General features: G+C 57.0%; 11 protein-coding genes and 1 tRNA gene. 6 read left to right on the forward strand and 6 right to left on the reverse strand.

Going from position 1 to position 13,667, the window contains the following annotated elements; all coding sequences use genetic code 11:
• Window positions 1-38: 38 nt before the first annotated feature.
• From ACQQ2Q_RS07800 to ACQQ2Q_RS07815, 4 genes are all read left to right on the forward strand, one after another.
• Window positions 39-1,589 (forward strand): sugar ABC transporter ATP-binding protein, encoded by a 1,551-nt coding sequence (locus ACQQ2Q_RS07800; protein WP_428186436.1) that lies wholly within the window; start codon window positions 39-41, stop codon window positions 1,587-1,589.
• Window positions 1,586-2,632 carry an ABC transporter permease gene (locus ACQQ2Q_RS07805; RefSeq protein WP_428186437.1) on the forward strand — a complete coding sequence of 349 codons (1,047 nt, stop codon included), beginning with the start codon at window positions 1,586-1,588 and terminating at the stop codon, window positions 2,630-2,632. Before ACQQ2Q_RS07800 ends, ACQQ2Q_RS07805 begins: the two co-directional genes overlap by 4 nt.
• Before the next feature lie 9 nt (window positions 2,633-2,641).
• Window positions 2,642-3,601 carry an ABC transporter permease gene (locus ACQQ2Q_RS07810; RefSeq protein WP_428186438.1) on the forward strand — a complete coding sequence of 320 codons (960 nt, stop codon included), beginning with the start codon at window positions 2,642-2,644 and terminating at the stop codon, window positions 3,599-3,601.
• A gap of 299 nt (window positions 3,602-3,900) precedes the next feature.
• On the forward strand, window positions 3,901-5,466 hold the full coding sequence (locus ACQQ2Q_RS07815) for a D-aminopeptidase (RefSeq protein ID WP_428186439.1): 1,566 nt from the start codon (window positions 3,901-3,903) through the stop codon (window positions 5,464-5,466).
• Window positions 5,467-5,569: 103 nt separating this feature from the next.
• Here ACQQ2Q_RS07815 and ACQQ2Q_RS07820 read toward each other — a convergent pair whose 3' ends face one another.
• Genes ACQQ2Q_RS07820 through ACQQ2Q_RS07840 form a run of 5 tightly spaced genes read right to left on the reverse strand, consistent with a single transcriptional unit; the run spans window position 5,570 to window position 11,528 of the window.
• Window positions 5,570-7,084: an ABC transporter substrate-binding protein gene (locus ACQQ2Q_RS07820; protein WP_428186440.1), complete on the reverse strand. Its 1,515-nt coding sequence runs from the start codon at window positions 7,082-7,084 to the stop codon at window positions 5,570-5,572.
• Between the two features lie 36 nt (window positions 7,085-7,120).
• Complete coding sequence (locus ACQQ2Q_RS07825) at window positions 7,121-8,800, reverse strand: dipeptide ABC transporter ATP-binding protein (RefSeq protein WP_428186516.1); 1,680 nt, start codon at window positions 8,798-8,800, stop codon at window positions 7,121-7,123.
• Complete coding sequence (locus ACQQ2Q_RS07830) at window positions 8,797-9,651, reverse strand: ABC transporter permease (protein WP_428186441.1); 855 nt, start codon at window positions 9,649-9,651, stop codon at window positions 8,797-8,799. The genes ACQQ2Q_RS07825 and ACQQ2Q_RS07830 overlap by 4 nt, the downstream gene beginning before the upstream one ends.
• On the reverse strand, window positions 9,648-10,586 hold the full coding sequence (locus ACQQ2Q_RS07835) for an ABC transporter permease (protein ID WP_428186442.1): 939 nt from the start codon (window positions 10,584-10,586) through the stop codon (window positions 9,648-9,650). The genes ACQQ2Q_RS07830 and ACQQ2Q_RS07835 overlap by 4 nt, the downstream gene beginning before the upstream one ends.
• A 51-nt stretch (window positions 10,587-10,637) precedes the next feature.
• Window positions 10,638-11,528, reverse strand: coding sequence for a proline iminopeptidase-family hydrolase (locus ACQQ2Q_RS07840; protein ID WP_428186443.1), 891 nt, complete (start codon window positions 11,526-11,528; stop codon window positions 10,638-10,640).
• Window positions 11,529-11,654: 126 nt separating this feature from the next.
• On the opposite strand from ACQQ2Q_RS07840, the gene ACQQ2Q_RS07845 reads away from it, so the two are divergent.
• Together ACQQ2Q_RS07845 and ACQQ2Q_RS07850 are read left to right on the forward strand one after the other, a co-directional pair.
• The gene (locus tag ACQQ2Q_RS07845; RefSeq protein ID WP_428186444.1) at window positions 11,655-12,437 is read left to right on the forward strand and encodes a LuxR family transcriptional regulator; all 783 of its coding nucleotides are present in this window, start codon (window positions 11,655-11,657) and stop codon (window positions 12,435-12,437) included.
• A 65-nt stretch (window positions 12,438-12,502) separates the two neighbouring features.
• Window positions 12,503-13,405, forward strand: coding sequence for a proline iminopeptidase-family hydrolase (locus ACQQ2Q_RS07850; RefSeq protein ID WP_428186445.1), 903 nt, complete (start codon window positions 12,503-12,505; stop codon window positions 13,403-13,405).
• Between the two features lie 151 nt (window positions 13,406-13,556).
• Here the strand turns inward: ACQQ2Q_RS07850 and ACQQ2Q_RS07855 are convergent.
• Window positions 13,557-13,633: transfer RNA gene (locus ACQQ2Q_RS07855), tRNA-Met, on the reverse strand.
• Window positions 13,634-13,667 lie beyond the last annotated feature (34 nt).

Consider the following 13,667-nt stretch of genomic DNA (forward strand, 5'->3'; position numbering starts at 1 on the left):
AACGGTTGTCGTCGGAGGAATTTGCCGTGGAGGTTCAGGTGCAATCCAAAGATCCATTTGTTCAGCTTTCGGGGATCTCGAAGTATTTTTCCGGCACGAAGGCGCTAGAAGACGTCAATTTCGCCTGTCACCGGGGCAGCATCCACGCCATTCTCGGCGAAAATGGTGCGGGCAAATCCACCCTCATAAAGATCATATCAGGTGTGCTGAGACCCGATGCGGGAGACATGTACGTCAACGGGGTACCGGCTCATTTTTCCTCTCCATCGGAGGCTTCAAAAGCCGGCATCGTCTGCATCTTCCAGGAATTGTCGCTGATGCCGGATCTGAGTGTTGCCGACAATATTTCGATTGCCGATCCGCCGCGCCGCTTCGGTCTGATCGATGCCCGTGCGCAGCGTCGGCGCGCGGAGGAACTGCTGGCACGGATCAAATGCGAGGATGTGAACCCCAATTCGCTGGTGCGCGAACTCTCGCTTTCGCGCCGCCAGATGGTGGAGATTGCAAAAGCGCTGGGCATGACGCCGCAAATGCTCATTCTGGATGAAGCGACCTCGGCGCTGACAAGCCGCGATGTTGAAGTCGTCTACGGATTGCTGGCTGACCTGAAGGCAGACAACATTGCGTCCCTCTTCATTTCCCACCGCATGAACGAAGTAGAAAAGCTTTGCGACACGCTTTCGGTTTTCCGTAACGGCAATCATGTCGAAACCTTTGCGAAGGGCCAGAAAAGCGACCGTGACATCGTGCACATGATGATCGGTCGGGATGTCGAGACGCATTTTCCCGTCAAACCGGCCTCGGGCGACCGCCCCGCCTGTCTCAGCGTGCGCAACCTGTCCTGGGAGCAGCAGCTGAACGGGGTCAACCTCGATGTAGGCAAGGGAGAAATCGTTGGGCTCGGTGGCCTTGATGGCCAGGGCCAGAAGGAACTTTTGCTCGCGCTTTTCGGCGTGTTGCGTGGCATTGAAGGCGAGATAACGGCCAATGGCCATGCCGTTGCGGCGGCCTCTCCCTATGCGGCCAAGACCGGCGATACACGCATTGCGCTTGTGCCGGAGGATCGCAAGACCGAAGGACTGATGCTGCCGATGTCGATCGCCGACAATTTGCTTGCCGCATCGTTCGACAAGGTGAGCAAAGGCCCATTCATCGATCGGTCGCTGGAAGATGCAGCGGTGAGCGAAGGCGTGAGCAAGCTTCGTATCAAGCTCAATAAACCAACGGATGCCGTGGCCACACTGTCGGGCGGCAACCAGCAGAAGGTGGTGATCGCCAAATGGCTGATGACCAATCCGGATATCATTCTGCTCAACGACCCGACACGCGGGATCGACGTCGGCACCAAGCAGGAGATCTACCGATTGATCCGTGAACTTGCAGACGAGGGCAAATCAATCCTGTTCTATTCGACAGATTATGCCGAGCTCATCGGATGCTGCGACCGTGTTGTGGTCATGTATGACGGAGCCATCACGGCAGAGCTTTCCGGCACATCAATCACCGAGGAAGCCATCGTCAGTGCCTCCCTGAATATTGGCGGACATACAAGTTCAGAGAAAATCAGTTTGCAGAAGGGGAACGCATGAACAGGTCGGGCGCATTGTTGAGTACGATACGGCAAAACCGTGGTTTTTACGGTGCCCTTGTTCTGCTTCTCGTCATCTATCTGATCTACAACATTCTGCATCCTCGCGGCTTTTCCTCGGCAGTTCTGATCCAGAACGCCAATGAGGCCGCGGCTATTGCCTTTGTCGCGATGGCAGAGACTGTCCCTGTCCTTCTGGGCGGTCTCGACCTCAGCGTCGGGGCGGTAATGACGCTCACCGCCTGTCTTGCTTCAGTGGTCGTCAATGGCAGCCCGAGCGAAATTGTATTCGGCATGTTTCTCACCCTGCTATGCGGTGCCACATTCGGGATGCTGAATGGCATCATCGTCGTCTACGGACGGCTGCAGCCTATCATTGTGACGCTGGCAACAGGTGCGATCGCGATAGGCCTTGCACTTTTCATCCGGCCCAAACCGGGCGGCGATATTGACGGCGATCTCAACTGGGCCGTCACCAACAGCCTCTGGGATTTTGTCGATACCTATCAGTTGTTCGACCCGGATGCCGGCTGGTTCGCACCTATCGCCTGGATCCCGGTACCTCTCATCCTGCTTGCCGCTGTCGCCGTTTTCGTCTGGCTTCCCTACAAGAAGTCGGTCACCGGGCGGACGGCATACGCCATCGGGTCGGCGGAAGGGGCAGCTTTCATGTCCGGTCTGCCCATCAACCGGGCCAAGATTGCCGCCTTTACCATGGCAGGCTTTCTCGCTGGCTGCGGAGGGCTCTATATCGCGATCCAGACTTCATCGGGCAATGCAGATGTGATGCAGGCGGGAGCCTATACGCTGAACTCCATCGCAGCCGTAGTACTCGGGGGGACATCACTGCTGGGTGGGACTGGCGGGGCGATTGCTTCGATGGTCGGCGCGTTCATCCTGCGGGTAATCTCCTTTTACTTCCGTATTGTTTCCATCGATCCGCTGCTTCAGCCGCTGATCGAGGGCCTGGTTCTGCTGGCCGCTGTCAGCCTTGGCGCAATCCGCACGCTTCGCGTGAAGAACCGCCTCGAACTCTTCCGATAGGGTGACCCCATGATCTCGTTTCTTTCCCGCATGAAGCCTGAGAACAAGCCGGTTGTCATTGCATCCCTCTTCATTGTCGTGATCCTTGCGATCGGGACCGGCTATACAATCGCGACGCAGGGCACGGTTCCGCTCTTGTCGCCGAACTACCTTTTGCAACAACTGCAGACGGGTGCCTTTCTCGGTATCGTCGCTGCCGGCATGATGATGGTCATTCTTCTTGGCCATATCGATCTTTCGGTGCCGTGGACATTGACGGCAGCGGCCATGATGGCAACGGCAGTTGGTGGAGATATGGCTCTGCCAGTCGGTATTGTTGTCGGATTGCTCGTTGGCTTGCTGAACGGCATTGGCGTTGCTTATCTGCGCATTCCGTCGATGATTTTCACGCTGGGTGTGGATTCCGTTTTGCGCGGATTGATGGTCGCGCATACCGGCGGCTTTGCGCCGCAGGACCGTGCCACGCCGCTGATGCGCTATCTGGCGGCTGACCGGCTGCTTGGCATTCCGGTTGCGATCTACGTCTGGCTTGCGGTCTCGGTTGTGATTGCGGTGATGCTGTCTCGCACCGCATTCGGTCGCTCCGTTTACGCAACCGGCAACCGGGAGGCTGCCGCCTATCTGTCCGGCATCCGGACCCGTCTCGTGATCATCGGGGCCTTCATGACATCGGCAGTCTGCGCCTCTATCGCCGGCGTTCTGCTCGCGGGCTATTCCGCCAAGGCCTATCAGGGCATGGGTCAGCCCTATCTTCTGCCAGCCATCGCAGCGGTTGTTCTGGGGGGCACCCGAATCCTTGGCGGACAGGGACGCTATATCGGCACGCTGGTGGGTGTCGTTCTGATCGTGCTGTTGAACTCCGTTCTGTCGATCATGCAGATGCCAGAAGCCGGGCGCCAGATCATCTACGGTGCCGTGATTGTCGGCATGCTTCTGGTCTATGGACGCGGGGTCAAGGTGACCTCATGACGGCGAGGCCAGGAGCGCGACGGCAGCCTTGACGATGCACACGCTGGTACCGTCTGACGTGGAACTGCAATGATTTATCAGTACCTTCTTGTTTGAGACGCTGATCGCTGACTATTTCCGAACGAGATATCGAAGTGTCCACTTCGATTATGCATTTCGGTCTGATATCGATGAAAGCATTGAAAACACGGAGCCGTGGTGGGACAAGTGCGAGAAGCACGAACGCCCGTTCGGATGATTGCAACAACCAATCCGCCTTGGTGCCCGTTCGCCGGTGCCAATATCTTTCAGGAAAATCCATGCATTCTATAGATCAATCAGCCCTTGAACGACTGGCTGCGGGCATTGCCGAGCACGTGCGTGGACCCGGCGGAGCAATCGGGGTCGTCAAAGACGGGAAAACCATCCTTAGCCATGTCTGGGGTTATGCCGATCCCAAGCGGCATCTTGCCGTGACCGCCTCTACCCGTTTTCCGATCTGCTCCATCAGCAAGCAGTTCACATGCGCCATCCTGCAAGACCTCGATCATGATCTGGATCGCTTCGATCCGCTTGTTCAAAAATATCTGCCGAACATGGAAACGAAGAGACCGAGCATCCGTGAACTGTGCAACAACCAGTCGGGCCTCAGGGATTATTGGGCTCTCACTGTGCTGCATGGCGCTGACGCCGAGGGCATTTTCAGACGAGAAGACGCAAAGCCGCTGTTTGACCGCATGCGCAGCACCCATTTTACGCCTGGCAGCAAATATTCCTACTCCAACGGCAATTTTCGTATCCTGTCGGACATTATCGAGGAGGTTTCGCAGCGTTCACTTGGCGAACTCTATCGCGAGAAAATCTTCAACCGTGCGGACATGCAGACAGCAGAACTGCTGCCGAATACAGCACAGAGCCATGGTGTCGCGGTCGGCCATGAAGGCAATGATATTGTCGGCTTCTTTGTCGCCCAAAACCGCATCTACTGGAGCGGTGACGCGGGTATCTGTGCTTCCCTTGACGATATGCTGGCGTGGGAGCGTTTTATCGACAAGACGCGCGATGACGAAAATAGTGTGTACCGGCGCCTCTCGCGGATGCAAACATTTTCCGATGGCAGCGGCGCACCCTACGGCAATGGCCTTGCCCACAACATGATTGGCGAAATCCAGACCACCGGTCACGGTGGGGGCCTGCGCGGATTCAGGCTACATCGCCTCTACGCACCGTCTGAGCGCCTGTCTGTTGTCGTCCTCTTCAACCATGAGGGAAATGCGCAGGGCACCGCGACAAAGCTGATGAAGGCGGCTCTCGGCATAGAGAGCGGTGCGCAGCAGAATGAGGAGGCCACAGAGCGCGGCTGGGACGGTTGCTACATCGACCGCGAGACGGGCCTTGTTTTGACACTTGCCGCGGAGCAAGGCGGTCTGAAAGCGCTTTATGGTGGAACAACAGATCTACTTTCCATGCAAGGACCAGACATTGCCGGTTCGTCCTCAATGTCAGTCACTCGGCGCGGTGACGAGATCGGCTATGAGCGCTGGCGTGAGAACCTTCGTGGCACAGTGACACGCGTCACCGGTACAGCGAAGCCGGACATTGCCGGTCGCTATCGTTGCCGCGAACTTGAGGCCACATTCGAAATCCTTGGCAGCGATGGCGCTTTTTACGGCTCTTTCGAGGGTTTTCTCGGCGAGGGGGAAATGATGCCCCTTTATCCGGTGGCGGACGATCTGTGGACGCTGCCCTGCCGCCGTTCGATGGATGCTCCGGCGCCGGGAGAATGGACGATACAGGTCAGTCGCCATGACGACGGTTGTGTAAAGGGCTTGACGATCGGTTGCTGGCTCGCCCGCAATCTTACCTATGATCGTGCTGGCGCATGACGCTCTAACTTTGCCAAGACGAGAAAAGCCCGCCTGACATTGTCAGGCGGGCTTTAGAACTTTGCAAGGTCACCGGAGCTTCATCGACCCCGACAGCGACCGATCAATTCTTGACCGTATCCTCAAGGAAGAAGCGGCCGAGCGGGTTTTGGTAGAAATTCTCGATGTTGTTGCGGGATACGTTGATGAAGGGGCTGTAGTAAAGGTCGATCCAGTGCACATCGTCCTTGGCCATTTTCTGGATTTCGACATACATCTGTTCGCGCTTGACCGGGTCCATTTCCAGACGGGCATCGGCGACCAGTTGCTTGACCTTTTCGTTCTTGTAACGCGTCATGTAGTTCATGTTGGCATCGTCACCGACCACGAAAGTGGTCTTCTGGTCGGGGTCGAGAATGTCGTTTGTCCAGTACATGACAGACAGATCGTAATCCCCGTCCACCAGCATATCCCAGGTCTGGCTTGGATCCATCTTCTGCAGATTGACCGTAATACCCGACTGCTGAAGCTGCTGCTGGAGCAGAACGGCAATCTGTTCGTCAACTTCGTTGCCGGCATTGACGAGGTAGTCGAGCGTCAGGTTGCTGACGCCGGCATCGGCCAGAAGCTGCTTGGCCTTTTCAGGATCATAAGGACGCTGCAGATTGTCGTCATAGTGATAAAGCGCGCCCTTCGGGATGAAGGAGTTGGCAACTTCACCCAGACCAAAGGTGACTGTGTCGACAATTGCCTTCTTGTCGATGGCATAGTCGAGTGCTTCGCGCACTTCCTTCTTGGCCAGATCGCCATGTTCGTGATTGATCAGCAGGTGGTCTTCACGGGTAGATGTTTCCAGATGAACCGTGAGGTCCTTGTCCTTCTTCAGCTCTTCAACCCGCGAGAACGGCACGAAGATGGCCGCATCCAGCTGGCCTGCCTGAACGTCCAGCATGCGTGTATTGTCATCGGGAATGGAAATCCACTCGACACCGTCAAGCGAGACTCGTTCTGCCTGCCAGAAGTTAGGGTTCTTTTCCAAGATCACGCGATCGCCGCGGCGCCATTCCTTGACGGTGAAGGCACCCGATGCAATCGGGCTCTCCGCATAGGTATCGGCACCCAGCTTCTCCATGCCTGCCTTCGAGATGATGGAGGCGCCGGGCATTGCGAGGGTGGAGAGGAATGGTGCGGACGGGCTGGTCAGCTTGATGACGAGGGTCTTCGGATCAGTCACTTCAGCCGTGTCGATGATCTTGTAGGAATCGCTCCAGAGCGAGCCTTCGTCATCACGAATGCGAAGAAGGCTGAAAGCGGCATCTTCTGCAGTGATGGGGCTCCCGTCCGAAAACTTTGCATCCCGCATGGTGAAGGTATAGGTCAGGCCATCGTCTGAGACTGTCCAGCTTTCGGCCAAACCCGGCTCCAGCTTGGTGCCGGTCTTGTCAACCCGGATCATCACGTCATAGACATTGGCAAATACCCAGAAGTCGATGTTCTGCGCTGTCTTGATCGGATCGAATGTCGACGAATCTTCGCGGCGACCGATGGTCAGAACGCCAGCGGCTTCGGCAATCCCGGCCCCGACCGACAGGGAGGTCATGACCGTGACCATCCCGATTTTCATCCATTTGCTTAGCATCGTTTGTTCCCTTTTTTTGATGATGTTTGCAGGTATTCAGGCAGCCGTTGGCGACGCCTCCACTCTCGGCGCCAGAAGTTTCTTGTCTGGATCGATATCGGGCACCGCTGCGAGGAGGGCTGCCGTGTAAGGCTTTTTCGGATGGGCGAAGACGTCAGCTGTCGGCCCCTCCTCCACGATCTCGCCGTGATACATGACGACGACGCGTTCGCAGAGATTGCGAACGATGGCCAGATCATGGGCAATGAAGAGTAGCGTCAGGTTCATGCGCTCCTTCAACTCGGCGAAAAGATCGACGATCTGCTTCTGGATCGTGACATCCAGAGCTGCCACGCACTCGTCCGCTATGATGAGACGCGGATTGACCGCCAGTGCGCGCGCTATGCCGGCGCGTTGGCATTGACCACCACTCATGCTGCGCGGCTTGCGGCCCGCAAATTCGCGCTCGAGATGGACCAGATCGAGCAATTCGTCGATACGCGCCGGTATTTGCGCGGCAGGGATCCCTTGCATTTTCAGAACCTCGGCCAGCGTCTCACCAACCGTGAAGCGCGGGTTGAGCGCGTTGAGCGGATCTTGAAACACCATCGCGGTTTCCCGACGCAGCTTTGCCAGTGCCTTTGCCGGTTGCTGCGCGAGATCGACACCATCGAAAGCGATATGGCCGGAAGAAAGTGGCGTCAGCCCCAGAATGGCCCGTGCGAGCGTGCTCTTGCCGCTGCCCGATTCGCCGACAATGCCGAGGGTTTCTCCGGGCATTACCTGTAGGCTCACGCCCTTTACAGCAGTGAACTTCTTGCGCCCGCCGGTGAAGATCGATCCGCCGACATCGAACTCTACATGCAGATCGTCGACTTCCAGCAAGGGCGCATGCTTGGTCACATCGGACGGGGCTGCAAGTGTGCGTGACTGATCCCTGCCGGCCGGCAGCGAGGGATGGCTGCCGATCAGCATGCGGGTATAGTCATGGCCGGGGCGCGCGAGGATCTGGCGCTTCTCCCCCTGCTCCACCAGTTTGCCGTTGCGCATGACAGCGATCCGGTCGCAGGTCTGGGCGACAATACCCAGATCATGGGTGATCAGGATCACGGATAGTCCCAACCGATCCCGCAACTCCAGAATAAGCTCCAGAATTTGTGCCTGGATGGTCACATCCAGCGCTGTTGTCGGTTCATCGGCGATCAGGATTTCAGGGCGGCAGGAGAGCGCGGCTGCGATCATCGCGCGCTGGCGCATGCCGCCCGAAAACTCATGCGGATAATTATCGTATTGACGGACGGGATCGGGAAACCCGACCTGCGCCAGCATCTCGGTCGCAGCGTCTCTGGCCTGGCGTGCAGTGCCGCCCTCATGGAAGCGGATACCTTCGGCGATCTGATCGCCGATTTTCATCACCGGATCGAGATGGCTGGAGGGGTTTTGAAAGATCATCCCGATCCTGCGACCGCGAATGTCCAGCATCTCGCGCGTCGTTGCCTTGACGAGATCTTTTCCCGCAAATTCGATTTCGCCACCATCGATGAACAGCGCACGCGCCGGCAACAGCCCCATAATGGCGCGGCAAAGGAGGCTTTTTCCGGAGCCACTTTCACCCACGAGGCCCAGGATCTCACCTTCGGCAACATTCAACGACACATGATCAATCAGTGTTCTGGCGGGAATATCGCCGTGAAAATTGACAACGAGATCGCGGATGGAAAGCACTGGATTCATCAGTCGTGAACTCCCAGCATGTCGCCCAGCGCATCGCCCATCAGGCTAAAGCCGAAAGCGAGGAAGACAATCGACAGTCCGGGGAAAAGCGTGATCCACCACGCGGTGGTGACGAAGGGCTGCCCCTCGGCCACCATGATGCCCCACTCCGCGATCGGCGGCTGAACACCAAGCCCCAGATAGCTGATCGCAGCGCCGTTCAACAACACGAGGACGGCATCCGACATGACAAAGACAAGCGACCCGGCAATTGCGTTGGGCAGAAGATGGCGAAACATGATGCGTGTGCGACTGAAACCGAGGCTGACTGCCGCCATCGCATAATCGCTGTTCTTCAGGACCAGGATCTGCGCCCTCACCAGGCGGGCATAGGACACCCAGCCGACCAGCGCCATGGCGATGTAGAAACTGGTCAGACCCGGACCGAGAATGGCGATGATCGCCAACATCAGCACCAGGAAGGGGAAGGCCAGAATGATATCGATCACGCGCATGAATATGGCGTCGATTATACCGCCAAAGAAACCTGCGACCGTGCCTAGAAATGTGCCTATGATAAAGGGAAACACCACGCCGATAAAAGCGATCTGCAGGTCGACTCTCGTTCCGAAAATCACGCGAGACAGGATGTCCCGACCGAAATTGTCGGTGCCGAAGGGATGGCTGAGAGACGGTGCATTCAAGCGCACGTCCGACATCTGCACGACCGGATCATACGGTGCTACAAGGGGTGCTGCGACCGCCATCAGAATGAAAAACAAAAGTATGCCCGCGCCGATGGACAAGGAGAGATGTTTCCCAAGCCAGCGCGCGAGGCCGCCTGACGGCGAATATCGGGTTGCCGACGCGCTCATAGCTTTATCCTCGGATCAACCGTCACTGTGATGATGTCGGCCAGAAAGTTGACCAGCACCGTTGCGCAGGCAAACACCATGGCCACACCCTGCACGACCATATAATCGCGCGAGAAAATTGCGCGCACCAAAAGCTGTCCCATTCCCGGCAAGGCGAACACGCTTTCGACCACCACGCTGCCGCCGATCAGCCAACCGATATTGACGGCCAGAAGGTTGATGGTTGGCACCAGCGAATTGGGCAGAACATGCCGCCAGAACACGATGCTTTCCGGCATGCCCCTGGCGCGTGCAGCCGTTGCCACATCCGAGTGAAGCGCATGGATCATGGCGGCTCTTAAACTGCGTGTGAGCACCGCAGACAACGAGAGCGCGATCGTCAGACTGGGCAGGACCAAATGCGAAAGCTTGTCGGCGAATGTGTTGCCGTAGCCGGAGACGGGAAAGAGGTCGAGCCGGACACTGAAGAAAATGATCAGCATCAATGCGAGCCAGAAGGGCGGAAAACCAATCCCCATGGTAGAGACGATGCGCACAATGTGGTCGGCCAGACGTCCCTGGCGACGGGCGGCAATTGCCGACAAGGGTACTGCAATCAGAATAGAGAGGATAACGCTTGCCAGCACCAGCATGAGGGTTGGCTCGATGCGTCCTGCGATCAGTCTCAGCACATCGATCTTGTAGAGGATCGACTTGCCCATCTCGCCATGGCCGAGATTTTCGATGAAGTAGAAGTATTGACGCCACAGCGGCTCATCGAGACCGAATTGCTCGCGGATACGCGCAATTGCCGTTGGTGTCGCTCTCGTTCCAAGAAGGACGCGGGCAGGATCGCCGGGGATCAGCCGCACCAGCACAAAGGTGATGATGCTGATGCCGAAGAGAACGGGCAACAGCTGAAGCGGTCGATAGAGGACGAATTTATAGCGATGCATGAAGCCGACATTCGCCTCTGTCTTGGGTGATTTCCAGGATAATGTTCAACATCAGCGTACCCCGTTTCGGACCAGGAAGTCCGTGAGGGCCGGATAATACGCCTCGGGGTTCTCGTAGAAGGGCATATGGCTTGCATTACGGAACACACACAACTCGGCATTCGGCAATGCGTTCTTCATCTGCATGGCACAAGCCGGCGTCAATTCGTCATGCTCGCCAACCGTGATCAGTACTGGCATTTCAAGGCTTGGCAAATCGGGGATACGATTCCAGTCCTTCAGATTGCCGGTATAGAGAAATTCATTGGGGCCTTGCATCGTCATGTATGGCCCCATGTTCCAGTCATCCAGCGAGCGGCGAACAGGCGCTGGCCATTCCGACAAACGGCACACATGACGATAGTTCAGGATTGTGATCGCCGCCAGATATTCCGGATGATCGATGGTGCCTTGCGCCTCGTGCCTTTGCATCATCGTCACGGTTTCTGACCCGAGTGCCGCGCGCAGCCTTTCCAGCTCCGACACCAGATGTGGCATATCGGCCACCGTGTCTTCAAGGATCAATGACTGCAGGTTCTGCGGGTATTTCAGCGCGTAATCGATGGCGAGCCATCCACCCCAGGAGTGACCGAGCATGTGAACCTTGCCGAGGTTCAGCACGCGGCGGACCGTTTCTGTCTCCTCGACATAGCGTTCGATGGTCCAAAGCGACGGATCTGTCGGGCGGTTCGAGGCGCCTGTTCCCAACTGGTCGAAGGAGACAACCCGATAACCCCGGTCGATGAGACAGGAATGCGCATCCCGCAGATAATCGCAGGGCAATCCCGGACCTCCGTTCAGACAGAAGACGGTCTCTTCGCCCTGACCGAAACTGTAGGTCACAACCTTGAAACCGTCGACCTCGACTTCGATTCGTTCGTCGGGAGAGATTTCGCGCCACATGAGGAGGACTAACCTTCCGAATTACCTTGACCAAAAATTGAGCACGGCTAATTTTAACGCATCGCAACATGCGCACCAGCTATAAGTATTGATAGGGTGATGCGCAGCGTCTTGGCGGAGTGTGGGATGAAGGACGACATAAATTGTATCGCCGATCGCTTATCCACGCGGGATACTCTGGACGACCGGATTGACGAAGCTTTTGGCACAATGCGGAATATGGGCTTCGAAGCGCTCATCTATGACTATACCCCGATGCCCTGCGATCTTGGCGGCCAGATCGAGGTCCCGTCACTGCTCAAGCTCCGCAATGTTGCAGACGACATGTATGACTACTGGTGCAATCGGGACTATTTTCGCATCGACCCTGTCCAGCGTCTCGCCATGCAAACTTCCGTTCCCTTTTTCTGGAATTACGACCCGGAGATCGAAACGAAGATCAGCCGCTTCATGACAGACGAGACGAAGCCCGTCAGCGACTTTCTGCGTGACCACGATATGCTCGCTGGTGTGACGGTACCTGTTCATATGCCGCGCGGTGACTATGCGACAGTGACTGGCGTACGCTATGGCGCGAGAAAGGATTTCCAGGGAGACGCGATGCGCGTTCTGGCGGATTTCAGTCTTTTCGCGCAGCTATTCCACGAAGCAGCTTACGAACTCTTTGACGATGCCGTGCTGAATACCTCCAGAGTGCGACTGACGGAGCGAGAACGCGAATGCCTCGCCTATTCCTCGCACGGTCTGTCGGCCAAGGAAATCTCGCGCATCATCGATCGCTCGGTGCCGACCGTGGTCATGCATCTCAATGCCGCGGCCCGCAAACTCGGCGCCAGGAACCGCACCCAGGCAGTGGTACGCGCAACCCAGTGCCGACTGCTCGATCCCGTGCCGTCCTATAAATTGTGATAGCTGCAAGCGTCGCCTGAGCCCCGCTATGATCTCCCGACTGTAATGATGCAAGGAGAGCGACGGTGGCCGAGATCGAGACCCGCGAAGGATATCTGCCGTTTCGTGACTATCGCACCTGGTACCGTGTAACCGGTTCGCTGTCGTCCGATCGTTTGCCGCTGGTCGTCGCCCATGGCGGGCCTGGCTGTACCCACGACTATGTCGATTCCTTCAAGGATATCACTGCCATCGACGGTCGCCCGGTCATTCACTACGACCAGCTCGGGAACGGTAATTCCACCCGACTGCCAGACAAGGGACAGGACTTCTGGACCGTTTCGCTGTTTCTCGAAGAGCTCGATTGCCTGCTTGCCCATCTCGGCATCCAGGATCGCTATGCCCTTCTTGGACAATCCTGGGGCGGCATGCTTGGATCCGAACATGCAGTTCTACAGCCTGCGGGGCTCAAAGCCTTCGTGATCGCCAACTCCCCGGCGAATATGAAGACCTGGGTCGCCGAGGCCAACCGGCTGCGTCTGCAATTACCGGCCGACATACAGGCAACGCTGCTGCGCCACGAAGACGCCGGCACCCTGACAGATCCTGACTATGTTGCCGCCTCACGCGCCTTCTACGACCGCCATGTCTGCCGTGTGGTGCCCTGGCCAAAGGAAGTGGCGCGCACGTTTACGATCATGGACGAGGACAACACCGTCTACCGCAATATGAACGGCCCGACCGAATTCCATGTGATCGGCACCATGAAGGATTGGTCCATAGAGGACCGGCTGCATCAGATAAACGTGCCGACACTGCTCATTTCCGGCAGACACGACGAAGCGACACCCTTGGTGGTCAGCCCATATATCCAGAATATTCCAGGCTGCCGTTGGGTTGTCTTTGAGGACTCGAGCCACATGCCGCATGTGGAAGAAAAGGAGCTCTGCCTGAAAACAGTCTCGGACTTCCTGATGGAATCCGATTGATCATTAGGCAGTGCTGCGTGAGCCAGGCTAGCCGCTCAATGGGCCAGAGCTTACTTCAAGATGGGTTGGTTCAGCGGGGCAAGGTCACGTTCTGCAGACGAATCGCTACACAAAAACCGCGGTTCTCACCACGGGGCTTATGATTGGATTTTGGTTGCGGGGGCAGGATTTGAACCTGCGGCCTTCAGGTTATGAGCCTGACGAGCTACCGGGCTGCTCCACCCCGCGGAATAATGTTTGGACAGCAAGATGGCCGCTTTTT

It is taken from the genome of Agrobacterium sp. ES01, assembly GCF_050320885.1.
In the GTDB taxonomy this organism is placed as follows: domain Bacteria; phylum Pseudomonadota; class Alphaproteobacteria; order Rhizobiales; family Rhizobiaceae; genus Allorhizobium.